Source organism: Streptomyces sp. NPDC040405, assembly GCF_055595765.1.
Map to the genome: position 1 here is coordinate 1,636,155 of NZ_JBVIVI010000001.1, position 20,389 is coordinate 1,656,543.

20 protein-coding genes are annotated in these 20,389 nt (G+C 72.2%); 10 read left to right on the forward strand and 10 right to left on the reverse strand.

Features of this window, described 5'->3' with window-relative positions; all coding sequences use genetic code 11:
• Nucleotides 1–3 precede the first annotated feature (3 nt).
• The 4 genes from ACZ59A_RS06650 (at nucleotide 4) to ACZ59A_RS06665 (ending at nucleotide 5,676) form a co-directional block, all read left to right on the forward strand.
• On the forward strand, nucleotides 4–1,422 hold the full coding sequence (locus ACZ59A_RS06650; protein ID WP_470954334.1) for a DUF6177 family protein: 1,419 nt from the start codon (nucleotides 4–6) through the stop codon (nucleotides 1,420–1,422).
• 152 nt (nucleotides 1,423–1,574) lie between these two features.
• Nucleotides 1,575–2,003: a DUF6507 family protein gene (locus ACZ59A_RS06655; RefSeq protein WP_470954337.1), complete on the forward strand. Its 429-nt coding sequence runs from the start codon at nucleotides 1,575–1,577 to the stop codon at nucleotides 2,001–2,003.
• Complete coding sequence (locus ACZ59A_RS06660) at nucleotides 2,000–4,807, forward strand: hypothetical protein (RefSeq protein ID WP_470954339.1); 2,808 nt, start codon at nucleotides 2,000–2,002, stop codon at nucleotides 4,805–4,807. The genes ACZ59A_RS06655 and ACZ59A_RS06660 overlap by 4 nt, the downstream gene beginning before the upstream one ends.
• An 11-nt stretch (nucleotides 4,808–4,818) precedes the next feature.
• Nucleotides 4,819–5,676, forward strand: a complete 858-nt coding sequence (locus ACZ59A_RS06665) for an immunity 49 family protein (RefSeq protein WP_470954341.1) — start codon at nucleotides 4,819–4,821, stop codon at nucleotides 5,674–5,676.
• 33 nt (nucleotides 5,677–5,709) lie between these two features.
• Here the strand turns inward: ACZ59A_RS06665 and ACZ59A_RS06670 are convergent, their stop codons facing one another.
• From ACZ59A_RS06670 to ACZ59A_RS06690, 5 genes are all read right to left on the reverse strand, one after another.
• Nucleotides 5,710–6,789 carry a glycoside hydrolase family 6 protein gene (locus tag ACZ59A_RS06670; RefSeq protein WP_470954343.1) on the reverse strand — a complete coding sequence of 360 codons (1,080 nt, stop codon included), beginning with the start codon at nucleotides 6,787–6,789 and terminating at the stop codon, nucleotides 5,710–5,712.
• 156 nt (nucleotides 6,790–6,945) lie between these two features.
• Nucleotides 6,946–7,308: a hypothetical protein gene (locus tag ACZ59A_RS06675; RefSeq protein ID WP_470954346.1), complete on the reverse strand. Its 363-nt coding sequence runs from the start codon at nucleotides 7,306–7,308 to the stop codon at nucleotides 6,946–6,948.
• The gene (locus ACZ59A_RS06680; RefSeq protein ID WP_470954349.1) at nucleotides 7,305–8,012 is read right to left on the reverse strand and encodes a class F sortase; all 708 of its coding nucleotides are present in this window, start codon (nucleotides 8,010–8,012) and stop codon (nucleotides 7,305–7,307) included. The genes ACZ59A_RS06675 and ACZ59A_RS06680 overlap by 4 nt, the downstream gene beginning before the upstream one ends.
• Nucleotides 8,005–8,550 (reverse strand): hypothetical protein, encoded by a 546-nt coding sequence (locus ACZ59A_RS06685; RefSeq protein WP_470954352.1) that lies wholly within the window; start codon nucleotides 8,548–8,550, stop codon nucleotides 8,005–8,007. Before ACZ59A_RS06685 ends, ACZ59A_RS06680 begins: the two co-directional genes overlap by 8 nt.
• Before the next feature lie 94 nt (nucleotides 8,551–8,644).
• Nucleotides 8,645–9,427, reverse strand: a complete 783-nt coding sequence (locus ACZ59A_RS06690; protein ID WP_468052865.1) for an HAD-IIA family hydrolase — start codon at nucleotides 9,425–9,427, stop codon at nucleotides 8,645–8,647.
• A 140-nt stretch (nucleotides 9,428–9,567) separates the two neighbouring features.
• Here ACZ59A_RS06690 and ACZ59A_RS06695 point away from each other — a divergent pair, with 140 nt between their 5' ends.
• Nucleotides 9,568–9,756, forward strand: a complete 189-nt coding sequence (locus ACZ59A_RS06695) for an antitoxin (RefSeq protein ID WP_470954355.1) — start codon at nucleotides 9,568–9,570, stop codon at nucleotides 9,754–9,756.
• 31 nt (nucleotides 9,757–9,787) lie between these two features.
• Here the strand turns inward: ACZ59A_RS06695 and ACZ59A_RS06700 are convergent, their stop codons facing one another.
• Nucleotides 9,788–11,194, reverse strand: coding sequence for a hypothetical protein (locus ACZ59A_RS06700; RefSeq protein WP_470954358.1), 1,407 nt, complete (start codon nucleotides 11,192–11,194; stop codon nucleotides 9,788–9,790).
• Nucleotides 11,195–11,311: 117 nt separating this feature from the next.
• A complete protein-coding gene (locus tag ACZ59A_RS06705; protein WP_470954679.1) occupies nucleotides 11,312–12,460 on the reverse strand; it encodes an ROK family transcriptional regulator in 1,149 nt (382 codons plus the stop codon).
• 68 nt (nucleotides 12,461–12,528) lie between these two features.
• On the opposite strand from ACZ59A_RS06705, the gene ACZ59A_RS06710 reads away from it, so the two are divergent.
• From ACZ59A_RS06710 to ACZ59A_RS06730, 5 genes are all read left to right on the forward strand, one after another.
• Nucleotides 12,529–13,644 (forward strand): Gfo/Idh/MocA family oxidoreductase, encoded by a 1,116-nt coding sequence (locus ACZ59A_RS06710; RefSeq protein WP_470954361.1) that lies wholly within the window; start codon nucleotides 12,529–12,531, stop codon nucleotides 13,642–13,644.
• Entirely contained in the window at nucleotides 13,641–14,126 is a 486-nt protein-coding gene (locus ACZ59A_RS06715) for a heme-degrading domain-containing protein (RefSeq protein WP_470954364.1), read from the forward strand. Before ACZ59A_RS06710 ends, ACZ59A_RS06715 begins: the two co-directional genes overlap by 4 nt.
• A 54-nt stretch (nucleotides 14,127–14,180) precedes the next feature.
• Nucleotides 14,181–15,578, forward strand: coding sequence for a DHA2 family efflux MFS transporter permease subunit (locus ACZ59A_RS06720; RefSeq protein ID WP_470954367.1), 1,398 nt, complete (start codon nucleotides 14,181–14,183; stop codon nucleotides 15,576–15,578).
• Nucleotides 15,579–15,585: 7 nt separating this feature from the next.
• Complete coding sequence (locus tag ACZ59A_RS06725; RefSeq protein ID WP_470954369.1) at nucleotides 15,586–16,092, forward strand: GNAT family N-acetyltransferase; 507 nt, start codon at nucleotides 15,586–15,588, stop codon at nucleotides 16,090–16,092.
• A gap of 99 nt (nucleotides 16,093–16,191) precedes the next feature.
• Nucleotides 16,192–18,153: an alkaline phosphatase family protein gene (locus ACZ59A_RS06730; RefSeq protein WP_470954372.1), complete on the forward strand. Its 1,962-nt coding sequence runs from the start codon at nucleotides 16,192–16,194 to the stop codon at nucleotides 18,151–18,153.
• Nucleotides 18,154–18,229: 76 nt separating this feature from the next.
• Here ACZ59A_RS06730 and ACZ59A_RS06735 read toward each other — a convergent pair whose 3' ends face one another.
• The 3 genes from ACZ59A_RS06735 to ACZ59A_RS06745 all read right to left on the reverse strand — a co-directional run bounded on the left by ACZ59A_RS06735 (nucleotide 18,230) and on the right by ACZ59A_RS06745 (nucleotide 20,362).
• On the reverse strand, nucleotides 18,230–19,096 hold the full coding sequence (locus ACZ59A_RS06735) for a fumarylacetoacetate hydrolase family protein (protein WP_470954373.1): 867 nt from the start codon (nucleotides 19,094–19,096) through the stop codon (nucleotides 18,230–18,232).
• Between the two features lie 129 nt (nucleotides 19,097–19,225).
• Nucleotides 19,226–19,933, reverse strand: a complete 708-nt coding sequence (locus ACZ59A_RS06740; protein WP_470954375.1) for a YidC/Oxa1 family membrane protein insertase — start codon at nucleotides 19,931–19,933, stop codon at nucleotides 19,226–19,228.
• A 120-nt stretch (nucleotides 19,934–20,053) separates the two neighbouring features.
• A complete protein-coding gene (locus tag ACZ59A_RS06745) occupies nucleotides 20,054–20,362 on the reverse strand; it encodes a DUF6412 domain-containing protein (RefSeq protein ID WP_470954378.1) in 309 nt (102 codons plus the stop codon).
• Nucleotides 20,363–20,389 lie beyond the last annotated feature (27 nt).

Sequence of the window (20,389 nt, forward strand, 5' to 3'; positions counted from 1 at the left end):
CGCATGACCAAGGACGTCATAGCCCTCACCCGGCAGATGCCCGACCCCTGGGCCGTGCTCGCGGGTCTGCTCTCCGGGGGCCCCGACAAGCTGGTGGACACGACGGGTGAGGGGGCGGTCGTACAGCTCTGCGACGAGCACGGTCGGCCGCTCGTTTCGGTGGAAGCACCGATGCTGGTGCAGGTCCCGGGTGAGGCCGAGCGGCTGCTCGGGGCCACCGCGCCGCCGGTCCCCTTCTGGTGGACCGAGGCCCGCGCCGCCACCGGTGTCGCAGAGGCCGAGCGGCTCGCCGGAACGTTCGCGGCCCGCCTCGCCTCCCTGTCCGGCGGGGCGGCCTGGCCGCGGGAGGCCACGCGCTCGCTGGGGGTGGTGGAGACCGACGGAGTAAGCGTCGCCCCCACACCCGCCGCGGCGCAGCCCGCCGTGGACGTGCTGACCTCCAAGGTCGCCGTCATCATCATGGACCGCCCGGTCGTCGCCATGACGGCCTGGCTTTCGGACGCCTTCCGGGGCGCCGCGGCTGCCGAACGGGGCCTGCAGATCGTCACCCCGCCCGGGACGACGCTCTCCCCCGCGGTGCTGGGGAACATGCCGGACTGGCCGTCGCGGTGGGTCGTGCAGGACGAGCGGGAGGGCTACTTCGACGGCCTTTCGGGCGCGGTGCTGCGCTGGCAGGACGGCATGTTCAGCGCGGTGGCGGCCCCGGACGCCACGGAGGAGAACCCGCGCACCCCGGCCGCGGCCTCGTACAAGGAGGTCGCGAACACGGGAGAGCGGCAGCTGTCCCTCACCTTCCGTACGATCCACCCCGCGGACGAGCGGCTGGTCCTCGGCGGGGCCCTGGAGACGGTGTGGCGCGAGCTGACCGGTGAGCCCCCGGCGGGCTGGGGCACCGCCGAACCGGCGAACCTGCCCTGGTCGCCGGGGCGGCTGACCGAGGTGGCCTTCGCCAGGGCTCCCGAGCCGACGTGGTTCGTGGTGGTCGGCGGCCCGGAGCGGCCCGGTCTCGCCACGGTGCGGATCAGCCGTACGAAGGCGGGCGTCGAGGAGACCGTGACGCTGGCGTTCGGCTACGGCGCCGACGAGGAACCGCCGCTGGATGCCCTGCGCGGGACCGCGGAAGCGCTCGTCACCCGTCACCGTCTCCAGTCGATGCTCGTGCAGCTCCGCAAGGCGCGCCGCGACCTGCTGGTGCCGCCCCGATTCGAGGGACCGGGGGTCCCGCTGGCCTTCGTGCTCGGGGCGGAGGAGGTCCGGGCGATGCCGGGCGACCGTGCGCGGCGAACGCCGCTGGCCGAAGCGCCGGTCGAGCTGGGGCCGAAGGCGCGCCCGGCGTACTACTACCCGCTGCCCGGGGACCCGTCGGACCTGGCCGGGTGGGCCGACTTCGAGCGGCTGATGCGGCACTTGAAGGGCGAGTGACCAACGCCCCATCGGTGTCATGCGTTGGTCACAAGTGGCCGGTGGAACGTCAATAGGGGCGACACGTGTTGGCAGAAACGGACATACTTGCGGTAGTTGGTAGTTCGAGTCAGTCGCCAAGATGACAGGTTGAAACGCCCGGGGGGACGTCGATGGCGTGGTGGGACATCAAGCCGCAAGGCGTACAAGGTCAGTTGAAGACCGTCGGCGGGAACGCCGGTGAGCTGGAAAAGGCCCTGAACGCCCTGGTGAAGAACATGTCGGAGGCGGCCCAAGCGGCGGGTACGGCCGTGCCCGGCTCGCAGGCGGAGACGAAGCTGCAGGGCCCGGTGGCCCCGGGGCAGCAGCCCCTGTCGCACAAGGCGATGGGTCCGGTGGCGGCCGCTCTGAGTGAGTACCTGGAGGGGCGTCAGAAGCAGTTCACGTCGATGGCCGAGCGGATCGAGGCGTGCGTGCTCGGCGCGGCGAAGGCGACGAACGAGTACGTCGCAGGGGATCTGGACGCCGCCAAAGAGGCGCAGAACGCGGCGAAGTCCGTGAATCTGGAGGCCCTGCGGGAGCAGCCGGGGGGCAAGAAGTGAGTGGGGACGCGCCGGTCGACCCGGCCGAGGTGCCGGTGTTCACCGGCGATCTGACGGTGCTGGACGAGAAGGTGAAGGCGATCTCGTCGGGCGGAGTCACCGTCTCGACGAAGGCCACCGACGTACACACGAGTTTCGGCGGGCTGTCGGCGTTCTATCAGGCGCCGGAGGCCGACCAGCTGTTCGCGACGACGAAGCCGGTCTCGGACGTGGGCCTGACCGTCAGCTCGGACATGTGCACCATCGCGGGGGCGCTGGGCACGTATGGGCGCGATGCCGAGCCGCTGGTCAAGAAGCTGGACAGCCTGAAGCAGGAAGCGGCGGACTTCCGCACGAAGGTCGCGGACGACGACGACTGGCGCGAGGACGGCGACCTGATCGAGGAAAACCTCAATCGCCGCAATGAGATCGCCGAGGTGTGGGCCCAGTTCCAGGAGGTGGAGCGGACCGCCTACGCGAAGATCGTCGCGCTGGTGGGCGGTAAAGCGCTCAAGGTGAACGACGGTTCCAACGGCAAGGGCATGTACGGCTATGACGCGGAGGCGTTGAAGCAGTCGAAGTCCCTGCCGTGGGGCGATGCGGTGGAGGAGTCGGTTCCGGCCTGGCAGGTGTGGGAACACGCCTGGGACTTCGGCAAGGGCCTGATCGTCGACGGCGTGTGGGGCACCATCAAGGGTCTCGGCGGTCTGGTCGGGCTGTCCGGCTGGGACACGTTCAAGGCGTCCTGGACGGGGCTGGGGAAGCTGGCGACGGGCCTGGCGATCTCCTCGATTCCCGGTGTGCGTGACCTGTACTGGGCCGCTCCCGACGACAAGCTCCCGTCGTGGCTGCGTGATTCGCGTACGGCGATGAAGGAAACCGGCAAGGCGCTGCTGGCGTGGGACCAGTGGGGTTCGAACCCTTCCCGTGCGGCGGGTGCGGTGACCTTCAACGTGCTGACGACGGTGTTCACCGGTGGCTCGGGGGGCGCGGTGTCGGGCGCCGGAAAGGCGGGCGCGGTGGCCAAGACGCTGTCCTTCGCCGGCAAGGCGGGCAGGGCCATCGACCCGATGACGTACATCTTCAAGGGCGCTGGGGCGGGCGTCTCGAAGATCGGCGATGTGCTGGCCGGTCTCAAGGGCATGGGCAAGGTCGAGATCCCGAAGATCGACGTGGACGGTGCGGTGGCCTTGCCGGACGGCGCGCGCGTGCTGCCGGACGGCACGATCGACGTGCCTCCCGGCACGGCGATACCCGAGGGGGCGACCAAGCTCCCGGACGGCACCATCAAGCTCCCCGAAGGCACCGCGACCCTGCCGCCCGGCACGGTCAAGCTGCCGGTCGACGGGCCACCGCAGTTCATGGACCTCAAGGGCAACATCTACGACGCGGACGGCGCGATCACTCAGCACGCCGCCGACGCCCCGCCGGGCAAGCCGGGGACGGGGGCGGGGGCGGACGTCCCGAAGGGCGACTCCCCGACGATGGACAGCCCGGCCACGGCCAAGGTGCCGGACCGCGAGCTGGTGGGTGTCGGTGGCCGTGGCGACGACGTGGTCCGCGTCGGCAGCGACATCTCCGACCCGGTCCGCGTCGGCGACGAACTCCCGGGCGGCCGCCCGGACACCACCCCGGGCGGCACGGCGGGCCACACGCCCGGCGGTCACGCGGGCGACCACATGCCCACGAACAGCTTGGACAACCCTCCTCGCGGCGGTCACGCGGACACCCCGGGCACTGGCGGCCACGCCGACACCCCGGGCACGGCGGGCGCAGCGGGCCACGCGGACGGGCCCGGCGGCACCACGCACGCCGATGGCCCCGGCGCGGGTGGTGGCGGCCACCATGAGCCCCCATCGCCGGGCGGCGCCCACCCGGGCGGAGCGGACGACGCGGCGCGGGGTGCGGACGACGCTGCGCACCGCGCGGAGTACGAGGCCGCCCGGGAGAAGCCGGCCAGCGAGCGGACCGCCGCTGAGCGGATGGCCATCAGCCGCGAGCACGTCCGGCTCGCCGATGAGAACCCGGCCTGGCGCGCGAAGCACTACGACATCCTCGGCCGACGTATCAGGTCCCGCGAGCTGGTCGATGGCCAGGTGCTTCCGGTCCTCAAAGAGAAGCCCGGCGGCGGCTGGATGGCAGCCGATGACGTACCGTACGCGTCCCCCGAGCACTACCGGCCCGGCACCTTGGAGCGGGACCAGTCCACGGTCCCCGCCCACAACATCAACGACCTAGACGATGTCTCGGCCAAACGCCGGGCGGGCATGGGGCTGACCCAGGCCGAGACCAAGTTCGAAGCCGACCCGAGCAGCAAGCACGCCCAGGAACTCGCCGCCGCGCAGAAGCACTACGACGACACCGTCGGCGCTGATGTACCCAACAACAGCAAGCTCGGCGAGGCCCTCGGCGAGGAGGCCGCACGGCGCCACATGCTCCGACAGCCGGAGTTCCAAGGGGCAAAGGAGATCACCGACCTCCCCGAAACGCCCAATGGTGCGAAGCGGTTCGACCAACTCTGGCGCACCAAGGAAGGCAACCTGCTCATCGTCGAGGCGAAGGGTCCCAAGGCGGACTTGGACTGGCGTATGGGCAACGGCCGACTCGACCAAGGCACCAAAGTGAAGCAGGGCACGATCGAATACGTCCGCACCATCGTGGCCGACATGGAGAAACGCGCCCTGACCTCGCCGGAGGACGCCAAGTACGCCAAGGAAATCAAGGACGCGATCAAGAACAAGACCCTGCAGTACGTTCTCGTCCAGGCCACCGAGAACACCGGTACGTATGCTGGAGCCAAGCTCAAGTATTTCAAGCTCTTCTAAGGAGAGACGCGTTGGTCTCGATCGTTTCCCGCCACCCCTTTCCCACAGGGAACGCGGCTGCGGGCCTCGCCGTACTCCAGGAGAACTCGTCAGAGCTGATCGAAGGACTTGAGGCCGACTCCAGCGACCTGGGCGACGCCCTGAGTACCACGCTCACCCTGGCGGAGGGGCACTTCCTTCTGGACCCCATCGGGCAGAATCTTCCCACCTGGCTGTCGTGGGTGAGCGCGATGCAGCTCGGCTCCGCCGTGTTCGCCGCCGCCACCACCACCGAGCCGACCGTGACCTGCCGTATCGCGGACAAGGACCGTACGCTCCAGGCCACGGGAGTGCAGCCGTATACGCACGCGGGCACCTGGCTCACCGCCTTCTACCTGGCAGCGGTGTGCCGGGAGAGGGACCGGATCACGGCCCTGTGCCGGGTGCCGGTGTCCCTGCTGCGGGAATCCGGGGCCCAGTTCGATGAGTTCCAGTACCAGTGGATCGAGACGCTCCAGGAGTACTGGGTCGGCACTGGCGATATCGTCCCGCCGCTGACCGCCGCAATCCATGGAACGGACCCGGAGGCGTTCACCATCGCGGACCCGGAGACGGTGGCGAAGCAGCTGTATCCGCCGATGGAGATGTTCCATCGGTTCATCACGCGGAACCACGAGAAATTCAACCGGGCGCTCGTCGATGCCCTGGAGTGGCACAAGGACTACTGGAGCGAGGAGAGCCGGGCCGTCATGACCTCGGGCCTCGTCGCCCTCGCCCCGCTCGCGATGGCCTGCTTCGCCCACGACGCGGGGATGCCCATCGAGGTGGAGTCCGAGTACCTGCCCATCGCGCTCCTGGAGCGCGACCGGATCGGCGAGTGCCAGACCTGAGGCTGAGCGCGGCCCGCGCCCGGGGGTGCGGGCCTACTCGGCGTTCCGGGCGAGGTCGAGGGCGTAGCGGGGCCACCATTGGCCCGCCCTGGGGCCGCCCTTGCAGGGGCCGTCCGACTCGCCCGGGCGCTTGATCCAGAGGTAGGCGTCGACGTTCTTGTCGCCGGTGACGGTGGTCGGCGGCTCGCCCAGGGCTCGGCCCTTCGGGTTGCACCAGGCTTCCGGGTCGTCCTTGCCCGGGGCCGGGCCGTTGCCGTTGCGGCTGGTGTCGATCACGAAGGGCTTGCCGCCGACCATCGCGGACAGCCTCTTGCCGTAGGTCTTGTTCTCCGCGGTGGTCTGGTAGTTGGAGATGTTGAGCGCGAAGCCGTCCGCCTTGGCGATCCCGGCGCGCTTCAGGGGTCCGGCCATCGCCCGCGGGTCCTTGATCCAGTGCGGGTTGCCCGCGTCCAGGTAGACCTTGGTGCGGGGCAGGCCCTTGAGCTTGTCGACGGCGCCGGTGAGCAGGTCGTACCGCTCCTCGTGGAACTTCTTCGGCGTGCAGCCGTCCGCCGCGTGGGGCAGCGCGTCGGGTTCCAGTATCACCGTGGCGGGGCGGTTGCCGATGCCCCGGACGGCCTTGTCGAGCCATGCCCGGTAGGCGTCGCCGTCCGCCGCGCCGCCCTTGGAGTACTGGCCGCAGTCGCGGTGCGGGATGTTGTAGAAGACCAGTAACGCGTCGCGGTCCGCGTGCGCGGCGGCCTCGGTGAAGCCGCGCGCCTGTCCCTCTGGGTCGTCCACCCCCAGCCACTCCGCGACCGGCTGCTCGGCGATCTTCTGTATCAGCCGGGCGTCCTTGTCGGAGCCCTTCTTGCGGTACGAGGCGACCTGCTTGGCGGCGCTGCCGTCGGGGTTGACCCAGAAGGGGACGGTGGCCTTGGGGCGCTGCTTCTGATGGGCGGGCGGGGCGGCGTGGTCGTTCCCCTTGGGGCCCTCGGAGGCGCCGAAGCAGCCGGTGAGCGTCGCGAGCGACAGCAGCGCTCCGGCGGCCGCCACGCTGTTGCGCCTGGGATTCCGCTTACGGTTGTGGTGACGGGCAACAGTGTGCCGACGGCCGGTGTAACTGCCGTACATCCACTCCCCCTTGGGTGCACGCTCCGGGGGTGGACAGTGGGCCCCCGGGTGGGACAAGCCGGTCGAATCCATCCTTGCACAGGGCCCCTGCCGCCCGGGGACGCATCGTCAACGGGAGGCGGGTTTTCGCCCGTCCGGCGCGATTCGCACGGTGTTCTACGCACCTCCGCGACGGAAGCGACGGCGCAGGCTCCGGCGGAGGCGGCCACGGCGGGGAGCGTGGGCCGCCGGGCGCGGCGAGCCCAGGTCGCGGCTGGCCGGACGCCAGGGGTGATCGGGGGACTCGATCGGTGCTTTGCGTTCCGCTTGTGCCCGGACCTCAAGGTGGGACTGATAGCCCGACACCTGCCACGCCTGGTCGTGGGCCGCGACGGCCGCGCGGATCGCCGAGCCCGCGACGCCCCGGCGGCGGGCTATGACCGCCAGCCGGGCGAACAGGCCCATGACGGCGGCCAGTACACCGACGAAGATCAGATATGGCAGCACTCCACCCATGCGGTCGGAACGGGCGAGCGTCACTCCGCGTTCCCCGCGGTCGAGGGGGTGCTCCGGCGCGGGAGCCGCTTCGTGTCCGTCAGGTACGCCGACACCACCACGTTCGCCGCGTACGTCCGCGTCTTCCGGTCGAACCGTCCCCCGCACGTGATCAGCCGCAGCTCCGCCCGGCCGCCGGTCCGCGCCCCGTACACCCGGCGCGCGTCGAACCGCTTGGCGGTCACCATCGCCACGTCCTCCACCGTGAACTCCGCCGTCGAACCGTCCGACCGCGTGACCCGGACCGTCTCCCCGCGCCGGAGGTCGCGCAGCCGGTAGAAGACCGCGGGCTTGGACCGGGTGTCGACGTGGCCGACCAGCAGCGCCGCCCCCGCCGTGCCCGGCTCGGGCCCGCCCCGGTACCAGGCGACGGAGTTCGCGCGGCTGAACGGCGGCGGCTTCACCGCCCCCTTGCGGTCCAGTCCCGCACCGAGGACCGGGGCGTGGACCCCGGCCGCCGCGATGTCGACACGTTGCGGCCGCGCGGCCGCAAGCGGGGCGTGCGCCTCGGGCAGCGGATGCGCCGGGGGGCGGCCGACCGCGGCGGCGTCCCCCGTCATCGGCGCCGGGGCGCCCGTACCGTCGGTGATGTCCCGGCCCCACATCCACAGCCCGAGCAGCAGGGCCACCCAGGCCAGGCCCATGGCCAGCCGTCCGGCCCCGGAGAAGCGCGTATCGGAATCAGACATCGCCGCCCACCCGCTGCCGTCGCCGCCGTACCGCGAGCCCCGCGACGGCCACCGCCGTGCCGCCGGACAGCACCAGGCCGTACGCCGTCGCGCCGCCGATGCCGTCCTCAGGCGCCCGGCCCTCGTCGGTGTCGGCGGGCCGCGGGGCACCGCCGCCGCCCGCCTGGACGGGCGCGACGGGCGAGGGTGGGCGCTCCACGGCGACGGACACCTTCCCGGTGCCCGGCTCCAGCGCGCCGCCGCAGTCCACGGAGACCCGATGCGCGCCCTTGGCCGCCGTCGAGCGGATCGTCGCCTCGCTGAACAGCCCGTCGCCGTCGGGGGTCAGCTCGGCATCGCTGACGAACACCGGGGATGTGGCCGTCGCGATCGTGCCCTGGCAGCCGAAGGCCCGTACCTCCACCTCGGCGCCGGGCGCGATGGCGAGGGGGCTGACCCGGATCGTGGCGGTTCCGTCGTGGCGCTGATCGGCGAGCGCGGGGCCTGAGGCGATGAGGCAGAGAGTTGCCGCACAGAGCGTGAGGGTGGCGATGCGCATCGTGAACCTCCCACTTCGAGGCTCACGCGCCGGGCCGGGCACCGCATCCGCTGCGGACCCGGCCCTGCTCCGAATGGGTGCTCGGAACGCGCGCTCAGACGACGCGGTCCACGAGGTCGGCGATCGAGTTCACGACGGTGGACGGCCGGTACGGGAAGCGGTCGACCTGGTCCGCCTGGGTCACGCCGGTGAGCACGAGGAACGTCTCCATACCCGCCTCCAGACCGGCTCGTACATCCGTGTCCATCCGGTCGCCGATCATCGCGCTGCTCTCGGAGTGCGCGCCGATCGCGTTCAGTCCGGCGCGCATCATCAGCGGATTCGGCTTGCCGACGAAGTACGGCTCCTGGCCGGTCGCCTTGGTGATCAGCGCCGCGACCGAGCCGGTGGCGGGCAGCGCGCCCTCGGCCGAGGGGCCGGTCTCGTCCGGGTTGGTCGCGATGAACCTGGCCCCGTCGTTGATCAGGCGGATCGCCTTGGTCAGCGCCTCGAAGCTGTACGTACGGGTCTCGCCGAGGACGACGTAGTCCGGCTCGACGTCGGTGAGGACGTAGCCGATGTCGTGCAGGGCGGTCGTCAGCCCCGCCTCCCCGATCACATACGCGGTGCCGCCGGGGCGCTGCTCGTCCAGGAACTGGCCGGTGGCCAGCGCCGACGTCCAGATGTTCTCCACCGGTACGTCGAGACCGATACGGGACAGGCGGGCGTGCAGGTCGCGCGGGGTGTAGATGGAATTGTTCGTGAGCACGAGGAACGGCCTGCCGGACTCGCGCAGCCGCTTGATGAAGGCGTCGGCCCCGGGCACCGGTATGCCCTCGTGCATCAGCACCCCGTCCATGTCGGTAAGCCATGACTCGATCGGCTTGCGCTCTGCCACTGGTTGCTCTCCGCTCGGCTTGACCGTCTGGTCGACGTCCACAGCCTAACCGGGGGCTGCTCAGCCTCAGCGCGACAGACCCGCACAGGTGTCCGATGCTGAGGGGAGGGGGAACGCGAGCCGACGGTTAGGAGACCGCCATGGGCATCATGGACAAGCTGAAGGACGCGATCGGCAAGAACCCCGACAAGAGCCGACAGGGCGCACGCAAGGGGGCGGACGTCGCCGACAAGAAGACCGGCGGTAAGCACTCGGATCAGATCCAGCGCGGCGCGGACAAGGTCGACGACGAGCTCCGCCGCCGGGGCGAGGGGCCCCGGGGCGGATAGCGGCCACGTCCTCAGCGCCTAGCGCCCATCTCTAGCCCCAGCGCTTCGCGCGCCGGGACTTCACGACGAGGGCGGCGCCCCCGGCCACGAGTCCGATACTGACGACGCCGAGCCCGGCGAGGCGGACGTCCCGGCCCGTGGCGGCCAGCTCGGGCTTCCAGTGCCCGGGGTGGCGGGCGCCGTCCTCGTTCCTGTCCTCGTCCTGACCCTGACCCTCGTCCTCGTGCCGGTCGTCGCCCTTGTCGGGGTCGGTGCCGGTCTCGGTGCCGGGGTCTTCGGTGCCGGTCTCGGTGCCAGGGTCTTCGGAGTCGTATCCGGGGTCGGTTCCGGTGTCGGGATCGGTTTCGGTACCTGTTTCGGTATCGGATTCGGTACCGAGGTCGGTGCCGGAGTCGGTTTCGGTGTCGGTACCGGCCTCGGTGTCGGTGCCGGGGTCCACGTCGGTGCCGGGGTCCGCCTCCGTATCCGCCTCGTCCGAGCCCGTACCCGTACCCGTATCCGTGCCCAGATCCGTGTCCACGCCCAGGTCCTCGTCGGTGCCGGAATCCGCCTGGTCCTCGGTGCCCTCATCCGTCTCGCTGTCGGGGCTCGGCGGCACCGCGACGGGGCTCCGGTCCAGACGGCGGGCCGGGCTCGGCGCGACATTCGGCTCAGCGGTCGGGTCGGCGTTCGGCTCGGTCTTGGGCTCGGCCTCGGGCTCGGGCTCGGCGCTGGGGACAGGATCCAGCCCGGCGCTGGGCTCACGTTCCGGCGGCTCGGCGCTCGGCTTCGTCTCCGGAACCGGAACCGGCACCGGCACCGGCACCGGCGCGCTGTCCGCCCCCGACGTGCCGTCCGCGCTGGGGCCCGGCCCCGCGTCGATCCGGAACGCGTAGTCGTTCGACTGTCCGACCCAGCCCCCGTCGTCCGCGCGCCGCTGTACGGCGATGGCGTTGGCCGTGACCGGGCCGAGGGGCGCGTCGGTAGTGAAGCGGGAACGTATGCGTACGTCGACCGTCTTCCCGGCCGCCACGGTGAACCCCTTGAAGTCCTTCTCGAACACCCCGATGTTCTCGTCCTCGTCGGTCATCTGGAAGGAAACCTCCCGCCAGGTGCCGCCGTCCGCGTACGGGTCCAGGAACTCCAGCTGGATCTGGCGGGGCCGCAGCGCATGGCCCTGGTCGGCGAGGACCGCGACGGGGTGGACCGCCCGGCAGCCGGTGTCCGTGGTGTTGCGCAGTTCGAGGTGCCACTGCTGCCACCCGGCACCCCGCGCGTAGTGGTCGGGGCCGCCGCGCAGCCGCGTCTCGATGGGGAAGTCGGACGTGGTCTCGTCCCCGCAGGCCGGGGCGGGTTCGGCCGCGGCGGCGGGCGCTCCGAGCCCGTACAGGGCCGGGGCGAGCGCGAGCGCGGCCGCGGGCAGGGCGGTACGGAGGGACAGGGCGGTGGGCAGGCGCATGGGTGACCTCTGCTGGCAGCGGCGTATCCCCGAGCACTCCGCCACATTCCGCGCGCGCACGCCGACACACCGCAAGAGCCGCCGATTGACCCCGACTGGCCGTCAAGAAGCCCTCGATCAGCCCAATGCGAAGAGCTGGCCGAGCACGAGCTGCGCCGCTCCCTCGACCACCGCCCGCGCCCCGCCGCGTACGACGTCGACCGGGACCGTGGGGCGGCTGGCGCGGGCGGCGTCCTCGGCGAGCACGGCGGCCACGCCGCGTACGTACGGGGCCGGGTCGGCCAGCACGATCCGGCCGCCGAGCAGCACCCGGTCGATGTCGAGGAGCCGTACGAGGTTGGCCGCGCCGACGCCGAGCAGCCGAGCCGCCTGCCCCTGTGCGCCGCGGGCGACGGCGGCCAGGCACAGGGCTTCGAGGCAGCCGTAATTGCCGCAGCCGCAGCGCGGCCCGTCGAGCTGCACTACCTGGTGGCCGAACTCCCCCGCGTCCGTCCGCGCGCCCCGGTACACGCCGCCGTCGAGCACGAGCCCGGCGCCCAGGCCGGTGCCGAGGTGCAGATACGCGAACGAATCGACGGAGGCGCCCGGGGCGGCGAGGCCGAGGGCGGCGGCGTTGGTGTCCTTGTCGAGGACGACGGGCAGGCCGAGCCGCCGGGCGAGCGCGTCGCGCAACGGGAGCCCGTCCCACTGCGGGAAGCCGGTGACCCGGTGCAGCACGCCGGAGCCGTGATCGAGCGGACCGGGCGCGGCGACCCCCACCCCCAGCAACCCGCCGCTGGGCGACCCGCCGCCCGGCGGCCCGCCACTGAGCACCCCGCCCCCGGCCAACCCACCCCCGCCCGCGTCGGCGATCAGCGCCTCGACCTCCGATGCCGCCGCCGTCAGGGCCCGCTCCGCCTCGGCGCCGAAGTCGAAGCGTGCCGTACGGAGGGCCACCGGCGTGCCCGCGAGGTCGACCAGGACGGCCGTCAGCTCGTCGCGGTCCAGGTGCAGGCCGATCGCGTGACGGGCGTCCGGCACCAGGCGGAGCACGGTGCGCGGCTTGCCGCCGGTCGAGGCGCGGCGGCCCGCCTCGGCCGCCAGGCCCTCGGCCCGCAGCCGGGCCGTGATCTTGCTGACGGCCTGGGGGGTGAGGCCCGTACGGTCGGCCAGTTCCAGCCTGCTGACACCGTCCTCGCCCGCGTCGCGCAGCAGGCGCAGGACAAGGGCGGCGTTGTGGCTGCGCAGGGCGGACAGATTGGCTCCGGGCCCGGCCGCCCCCGACATCGTGCTGTTCACACCCCCATTGTGGTCATCGCTTGCGCTTTAGCAACACTGTTGTCAAAGTGAACGGCATGGATGACAAGAGCAGCGATGAGAACAGGACCCTCCGCGCGGGGCTGATCGGCTACGGCCTCGCGGGATCCGTCTTCCACGCCCCCCTGATCGCCGCCGCCGACGGCCTCGCCCTCGACACCGTCGTCACCGCCAGCCCCGAGCGGCAGCAGCAGGCCCGCGACGAGCACCCCGGCGTACGGATCGCCGCGTCCACCGACGAGCTGTGGGCCCGCGCCGATGAGCTGGACCTGATCGTCATCGCCTCCCCCAACCGCACCCATGTCCCGCTCGCGCGCGCCGCGCTGCGGGCCGGGCTGCCGGTCGTCGTGGACAAGCCGCTGGCCGCGACCGCCGCCGAGGCCGAGGAGCTGGCCGCGCTCGCCGAGGCCCGCGGGCTGCTGCTGAGCGTCTTCCAGAACCGCCGCTGGGACAACGACTTCCTCACCCTGCGCGCGCTGCTCGCCGACGGCTCGCTCGGCGAGGTGCTGCGCTTCGAGTCGCGCTTCGAGCGGTGGCGGCCGCAGCTCAAGGGCGGCTGGCGGGAGTCCGGCGACCCGGCCGAGATCGGCGGGCTGCTGTACGACCTCGGCAGCCATCTGGTCGACCAGGCGCTCACCCTCTTCGGCCCGGCCGACTCCGTCTACGCCGAGGTCGACGTACGCCGCGCCGGGGCGGAAGCCGACGACGACACCTTCATCGCCATCCACCACGCGAACGGCGTCCGCTCACAGCTGTGGATGAGCGCGCTCACCGCCCAGCTCGGCCCGCGCTTCCGGGTGCTGGGCAGCGAGGCGGGCTATGTGAAGTACGGCCTCGACCCGCAGGAAGCGGCCCTCCGCGAGGGGTTGCGCCCCACCGAGTCCGCCGCGTGGGGCGCCGAGCCCGAGTCCGCGTGGGGCCGACTTGGCGCGGGCGAATCGCCGCTGACCGGCGGCGGGCGGCCCGTCCCGACCGCCCACGGCGACTACCCCGCGTACTACGCCGCCATCGCCACCGCCCTCCGCGACGGCACCCCGCCCCCGGTCACCGCGGCCGAGGCGGCGGCGGCGCTGCGGGTGCTGGAGGCGGCCCGGGTGTCGGCGACGGAAGGCCGTACGGTCCGTATCGCCGAGCGCATCGGAGGCGCCGCATGAGCACCCCCGCATTCGACCTCACCGACCTCATCGCGCAGTTGGAGGAGCAGGAGCGGCGGCTGCGCCTGCCGTCCCTGAGCAACGACGACGCCTGGCGCCTCGGCTGCCTGATCGCCGACATGGCCGAGGAGCGCGGCGCGGCCCTGACCATCGGTGTACGCCGCAACGGCCAGCGCCTCTTCCACCGCGCCCTGTCCGGCACCTCGGCCGACAACGACGCCTGGCTGGAACGCAAGTGCCGGGTCGTCGACCGCTACGCCGCCTCCTCCTATCTCGTCGGCACCCGCTTCCGGGCGAAGGGCACGACGTTCGAGGAGTCCTCCCGGCTCGACCCCGACCGCTACGCGGCGCACGGCGGCGCGTTCCCGCTCCATGTGACGGGCGCGGGCGTCGTCGGCACCGTCGCCGTGTCGGGCCTGCCGCAGGCCGAGGACCACGCGCTGGTGGTGGGGGCTCTGGAACGGTTCCTCAACCTGCCCTGACCCGCGGCATCGCTTCGCCGGGCGCCGAAGCTTTCCGCGCCTACGGTGAAGTGCATGGCGACGAAAACCGGCACCCCGGACATACCGGCCACCCGCGAACCCGCGCGCGTCGTGTCGTTCGCGCTGGTCGCGGTGTGTACGGGCTACTTCATGGTCATCCTCGACAGCACGATCGTGAACGTCGCCCTGCCCGCCCTGCGCACCGATCTGCGGGCGGGCGTGAATGGCCTCCAGTGGGTCGTGGACGGCTATCTGCTGGTGCTCGCGGCCGGGCTGCTGTCCGGCGGGGCGCTCGCGGACCGCTTCGGCGCCCGGCGGGTGTTCCAGGCGGGGCTCGCGGTGTTCGTGGCGGCGTCGCTCGGCTGCGGGCTGGCCCCCGGCATGCCGGTGCTGGTGCTCGCGCGGGTGGCGCAGGGCGCCGGGGCGGCCCTGTCGGTACCGGCCTCGCTGGCGCTGCTGCGGGCCGCGTACACCGACCGGACGACGCGCGCCCGCGCGGTCGGGGTGTGGGGCGGGATCGCCGGGGTGGCCGCGGCGGGCGGCCCGCTCCTCGGCGGCGTGCTGGTCGCCGCGGTGGGCTGGCGGTGGGTGTTCTTCGTCAACGTGCCGATCGGGCTGGCCGCGATGGCGCTGACCGCGCGATACGTTCCGGCACCGCGCCCGCAGACCGGGAAGGGGCTGGACCCGGCCGGGCAGATCATCGGCGTCACGGCACTGACCGCGCTGGCGCTCACCATGATCGAGGGCGGCCGCTCCGGAGTGAACGCGCTGGTGGCGTGCGGTGCCCTGGCGTTCGTCCTGGCGGGCGCCGGGTTCGTCGCCGTCGAACGGACGGTCCGTACGCCGATGCTGCCGCCCAGCCTGTTCCGCGACGCCACCTTCGCCGGGGGCACGGCGGTCGGCCTGCTCATCAACCTCGGTTTCTACGGCGAACTGTTCGTCGTCAACCTCTACTTCCAGCAGACGCTGCACTACTCCGCGCTGCTCGCCGGGCTCGCGCTGCTGCCGCAGATGGGCGTGGTCGCGGCCGGTTCATGGCTGTCCGGGCGCTTCACCGCCCGGGTCGGCAGCCCGCGGCCCACGCTGCTCATCGGCCTGGTCACGGGCGGGGCGGGGCTGCTCGCGCTCACCGGGCTCACCGCCGCGGTGGCGCACGTTCCGTATCCGCTGCTGGTGCTCCCGCTGATGGCCACCGGCTTCGGGATGTCGTTCACCATGCCCGCCGTGACGACGGCCGTCACCGATGGCGTGCCCGGCGAACGGGCCGGGCTCGCCTCCGGCGTGATCAACGCGTCCCGCCAGACCGGCGGCGTCATCGGCGTCGCCCTCCTCGGCGCGCTGGCCGGTGGGGGCGCTGCCGCCGGGCTGCGTACGGCGCTCGCCCCCGCGGGGCTGGCCTTCCTCGCCGGGGCCCTGATCACCCTGCGCACCGTCGACCGCGCCGTGCCATGATCCTGCGGTGCCCGAAGCGACGATACGGCCCCGAAGCGGCCGGGACCTGCCCGCCTGTGTCACCGCGCTCGCGACCGTGCAGCGGGCCGACCGCTACCCGGTCAACTGGCCCGACGACCCGGAGGGCTGGCTGACACCGGACGGGATGCGCGGCGCCTGGGTCGCGGCCGAAGGCCCCGCCGTACTCGGCCATGTGATGCTCACCCGGACCGATCCCGCCCTCGCGGACGCCATCGGCGCACCGGCCGAAGGGCTCGCCGCGGTGGCCAGACTGTACGTCAGCACCACGGCCCGCCGCCGCGGTCTGGCCGCCGGGCTGCTCGGGCACGCGGCGCGGGCGGCCGTGGCGGACGGGCTGCGGCCCGTACTGGAGGTCGACGCGAGCGCCACCGCGGCCATCGGGCTGTACGAGCGTGCCGGGTGGCGCTTCGTCAGGGCCATGACCGCCGACTGGCACACCGCCGACGGACGGCTCGCCGTGGTGCGCGCGTACAGCGGACCTGCTGGTCATTGAACACATCCGGCCGTCGGGCCGTACGGATAACGGCGGCCCTCGCCCCCCGAGCCTGGGCCGCCGTGTCACCACCGGGCCACGCACGGAAGGACCTTCGGGATGCGTCAGCTGCCGAACAAGGACGAGAACGGCAAGGCTGCCCCGGAGGAGGGCAAAACCCCGGAAGACCGCCCGCCGGAGCGGGCACAGGACGAACCCGCCGGTGACGCCACCGAGGCCCCGAAGAGCCAGGACAAGGCCGAGGGCGAGGACAAGGCCGAGGGAAAAGACGAGGACAAGACCGACGACACGGCCGACGACGACGCGCCGACCGAGCTGCTCGGCGGCGCCACCGCCGGTGATGGCGCCGAGGACGACGGCCCGGACCGGGCGGTCACCGGCCGCGGGGGCTGGCGGGGCCGGTATCCCGTCGCGGCGCGCGCCCTGTCGTGGACGGTCACCGGCCTGTCCGTCGCCCTGGTCTTCCTCGCCCTGCTGCTGCCGACGAAGCTCGAACTCCTCACGGTCGACCACTTCGCCCGCATCCCGGTGGAACTGATCTTCGGGGCCGGTCTGCTGCTGCTCCTGCCGACCGTCGCCCGGAGAGTGGTGGCGGTGGTGGCGGGGCTGTTCCTCGGCGCGCTGGCCATCCTCAACATGCTCGACATGGGCTTCAACGAGTTCCTGGGCCGCGGCTTCAACGTGGTGCTCGACTGGATCCTGTTCGACGACGCCCAGTCGTATCTGGAGGACTCGGTCGGCCAGACGGCCGCGGCGGCCGCCGTGGTCGGGGTCGCGGTGCTCGCTCTCGCCTTGCTCGCCCTCATGGCGCTGGCGGTCCTGCGGATCGGCAACGTCATGGCCCGCAACAGCGTCGTGGCGACCCGCACCACCCTGGTGGCCGGGACCGTCTGGGTCGCCTGCGCGTCGGTCGGGGCGCAGGTCGCGGGGCTGCCGGTGGCGTCCCGGAGCACGTCCGAGCTGGTCCAGGACCGGGCGGAGCGGGTGGAGAAGACGATCAAGGACGAGAAGGAGTTCAAGAAGATCGCCGCGTTCGACACCTACGGCGACACCCCGGGCGATCAGCTGCTGACCGGGCTGCGCGGCAAGGACATGATGATCACCTTCATCGAGAGCTACGGCCGCAGCGCGATCGAGGACCCGGCCATCGCGCCCGGCGTCGATTCGACGCTGAAGAAGGCGACCAAGCGGCTGGACAAGGCCGGATTCGCCGCCAAGAGCGGCTGGCTGACCTCGGCGACGTACGGCGGCAACAGCTGGCTGGGCCACTCCACCTTCCTGACCGGCCTGTGGATCGACAACCAGAACCGCTACCGCACCGTCACCGCGGGCGACCATCTGTCCATCACCCGCGCCTTCCAGCGCACCGGGGCGTGGCGAACGGTCGGCATCATGCCGGGCGTTCAGAAGAGCTGGCCGGAGGGCACGTTCTACGGCCTCGACCATGTCTACGACTCGCGCGAGCTGGGCTACAAGGGGCCGAAGTTCAGCTGGTCGACCATGCCCGACCAGTACGCGCTGAAGGCGTTCGAGCAGCTGGAGCACGGCAAGAAGCACGACAAGCCGCTGATGTCGCTGAACATCCTGACCTCCAGCCACCAGCCCTGGGCGCCCATCCCGAAGACCATCCCGTGGAGCAAGGTCGGGAACGGCTCGGTCTACAAGGGCATCGAGAAGGCGGGCAAGCGGCCCGAGGACGTGTTCACGGACTCCACCAAGGTGAAGCAGGAGTACGGCAAGTCCGTCCAGTACTCGGTGAACAGCCTGATCAACTACATGATCAAGTACGGCAACGAGAACACCGTGCTCGTCTTCCTCGGCGACCACCAGCCGCTGGCCCGGGTCAGCGGCAACCACGCGAGCCGGGACGTACCGGTCTCCATCGTCGCCCATGACCCGAAGGTGCTGAAGCGGATCTCGAGCTGGAACTGGGCGGACGGGCTGATGCCGCGCGCGGACACCCCGGTGTGGAAGATGAACAGCTTCCGCGACCGCTTCCTGAAGGCATACGGCTCGACGCCGAGCGCGTCCCCGCAGCAGGCGAAGCGGGCGGCCGAGTAAGCAGCGCGGCCCCCGGACACCGGTGGCGTCGGGGGGCCGCGCTGAACGTCGGGCGCCAGGCCCCGAGCGTGTGGCGTCAGGCGTCCTTGAACTCCTGGCGCTGGCGGCCCAGCCCGTCGATCTCCAGCTCCACCACGTCCCCGGCCCGCAGATACGGCTTGGGCTCGGGGCGGCCCATGGCGACGCCCGCCGGGGTGCCGGTGTTGATGACATCGCCCGGGTAGAGGGTCATGAACTGGCTGAGGTAGCGCACCACGTGGGCGACGCCGAAGATCTGCTCGGCCGTCGTACCGTTCTGCTTGATCTCGCCGTTGACCCACAGCCGCAGGCCGAGGGCCTGCGGGTCGGGGATCTCGTCGGCGGTGACCAGCCAGGGGCCCAGCGGGTTGAACGTCTCGCAGTTCTTGCCCTTGTCCCACTGGCCGCCGCGCTCGATCTGGAAGGCGCGCTCGGAGACGTCGTGCGCGATCGTGTAGCCCGCGACGGCGGCGAGAGCGGCCTCTTCGGAGTCGAGGTAGCGGGTGGTGCGGCCGATGACGATGGCCAGCTCCACTTCCCAGTCGGTCTTCACGCTGTTGCGCGGGACCAGCACCGTGTCATCGGGGCCGATGACCGTGTCGGGTGCCTTCATGAAGACGATCGGCTCCTCCGGGAGGGCGGCGCCGGTCTCGGCCGCGTGATCGTGGTAGTTCAGCCCGATGCACACGATCTTGCCGATACGGCCCAGCGGCGGGCCGACCCGTACGCCGCCGTCCTGGATCACCGGCAGCGCGTCCGCGCCCTCGGCCCCGGCCGCCGCGCGGATCCGGGCCAGCGCCGCCTCGTCGGCGAGCAGGGTCCCGTCGATGTCGGGGACCAGGCCGGAGAGGTCGCGGAGCGTGCCGTTCTGGTCGAGGAGGGCCGGGCGTTCCGCCCCGGCCGGTCCGACGCGCAGCAGCTTCATCCTCACAACTCCCTGGGGTCAGGACGGTGGCCAGGGGCTACACCATGGCCTCTGGCCGCTCGATCCTCTATGAGCCCCATGCGCCCCGCAAGACCCCGTTCACGGACTGGACCGGGGTCCCGCCACCGCTCACCGCCCGCGGAGCAGCAGGGCCCGCTCCACCGCCGTCCAGGTGGTGCTGGTCGCCAGGTAGAGCGCGGCCGCCAGCGGCACCAGGGCGGCGGTGACGAGCGTGCCGAACGACAGCAGCGGCAGCATCCGCGCCAGCCCGGCCGCGCCGGGCGCCGCGGGGGCAGCGGGAGTGCTGGGGGCCGCCACCGCGTCACGGGCCGCCTTGCGGGTGCGGACATACGTCCAGGTCGCGACGGCCGCGATCAGCGTGAACAGGCCGAGGTAGACCAGCCCCTGCTGCCCGGCGAGCGCCCCGCCCCAGCGGCCGTCGAGCGGGGCACCGGCCAGCGTGTGGTCGAGCAGGTCACCGGCGCCGCTGCCGGTGGAGAACACGTGGTACATGACGAAGAAGACCGGCAGCTGGATCAGGGTCGGCAGACAGCCCGCCAGCGGGGACGCGCCCTCCTTGGCCTGCAGCTCCGCCATCGCGCGGCGCAGCCGCTCGGGGTCGTTCTTGTGCTTGCGGCTCAGCTCGGCGATCTTCGGCGCCAGCGCGGCGCGCGCCTTCTCCCCGCGCGCCGCCGCCCGGGCGAGCGGATGGAGCGCGGCCCGGACGCACAGGGTGAACAGGACGATCGCGGCGGCCGTCGCCGAGGCGCCGAACAGCGGATCGAGCCGGTCGGCCAGGGTGGTCAGCAGGGTGCCGAGGGATGCGAAAACAGACATGGGAGCCCTCCACGGGTCTCGTCATGGGCCGGATGACCGAAGAGAAAACGGATCGGCATGACGAGCCGCGTGAGCGCGGCAGCAGGGAGGTGATGACCGGATGCTGCGGGTGCGTCGCGCCTACGCGGCCGTCGGAAGACGACGGCCGGGCGCCCGGGGCCTGGGGCGGCCCGCGGCATCGGGGTCCCGCTGCGGCAGGAACGCGGTGCGGCGCTCCCGGTCCCGTATAGCGGTGCGTATGCGCCCCGGGGGCGCGGGCACCCGGGCCCGGGCGGCGAGCACCGCGCAGGTCAGCAGCGCGGCCGCGACGGCGGCGGTGGCGGCGAGGGCGACGGCGCTGAGCAGCCCGGTCTGGGTGAGCAGGGTGCCGGTCAGCAGGAAGAGGAGCACGCCCAGGTGCATGCGCAGCAGTTCGGCGCGATGCGTCATCTGGATCTCCCCCCTTCTCGGTCCGTC

Coding starts and splice junctions, on each gene's coding strand:
- ACZ59A_RS06705 (WP_470954679.1), bottom strand. CDS start 12,460: ATGTCGGGGGCGGCCGGGCCCGGAGCCAATCTGTCCGCCCTGCGCAGC.
- ACZ59A_RS06740 (WP_470954375.1), bottom strand. CDS start 19,933: ATGTCTGTTTTCGCATCCCTCGGCACCCTGCTGACCACCCTGGCCGAC.
- ACZ59A_RS06720 (WP_470954367.1), top strand. CDS start 14,181: ATGGCGACGAAAACCGGCACCCCGGACATACCGGCCACCCGCGAACCC.
- ACZ59A_RS06695 (WP_470954355.1), top strand. CDS start 9,568: ATGGGCATCATGGACAAGCTGAAGGACGCGATCGGCAAGAACCCCGAC.
- ACZ59A_RS06715 (WP_470954364.1), top strand. CDS start 13,641: ATGAGCACCCCCGCATTCGACCTCACCGACCTCATCGCGCAGTTGGAG.
- ACZ59A_RS06655 (WP_470954337.1), top strand. CDS start 1,575: ATGGCGTGGTGGGACATCAAGCCGCAAGGCGTACAAGGTCAGTTGAAG.
- ACZ59A_RS06730 (WP_470954372.1), top strand. CDS start 16,192: ATGCGTCAGCTGCCGAACAAGGACGAGAACGGCAAGGCTGCCCCGGAG.
- ACZ59A_RS06745 (WP_470954378.1), bottom strand. CDS start 20,362: ATGACGCATCGCGCCGAACTGCTGCGCATGCACCTGGGCGTGCTCCTC.
- ACZ59A_RS06735 (WP_470954373.1), bottom strand. CDS start 19,096: ATGAAGCTGCTGCGCGTCGGACCGGCCGGGGCGGAACGCCCGGCCCTC.
- ACZ59A_RS06710 (WP_470954361.1), top strand. CDS start 12,529: ATGGATGACAAGAGCAGCGATGAGAACAGGACCCTCCGCGCGGGGCTG.
- ACZ59A_RS06685 (WP_470954352.1), bottom strand. CDS start 8,550: ATGCGCATCGCCACCCTCACGCTCTGTGCGGCAACTCTCTGCCTCATC.
- ACZ59A_RS06650 (WP_470954334.1), top strand. CDS start 4: ATGACCAAGGACGTCATAGCCCTCACCCGGCAGATGCCCGACCCCTGG.
- ACZ59A_RS06670 (WP_470954343.1), bottom strand. CDS start 6,789: ATGTACGGCAGTTACACCGGCCGTCGGCACACTGTTGCCCGTCACCAC.
- ACZ59A_RS06680 (WP_470954349.1), bottom strand. CDS start 8,012: ATGTCTGATTCCGATACGCGCTTCTCCGGGGCCGGACGGCTGGCCATG.
- ACZ59A_RS06700 (WP_470954358.1), bottom strand. CDS start 11,194: ATGCGCCTGCCCACCGCCCTGTCCCTCCGTACCGCCCTGCCCGCGGCC.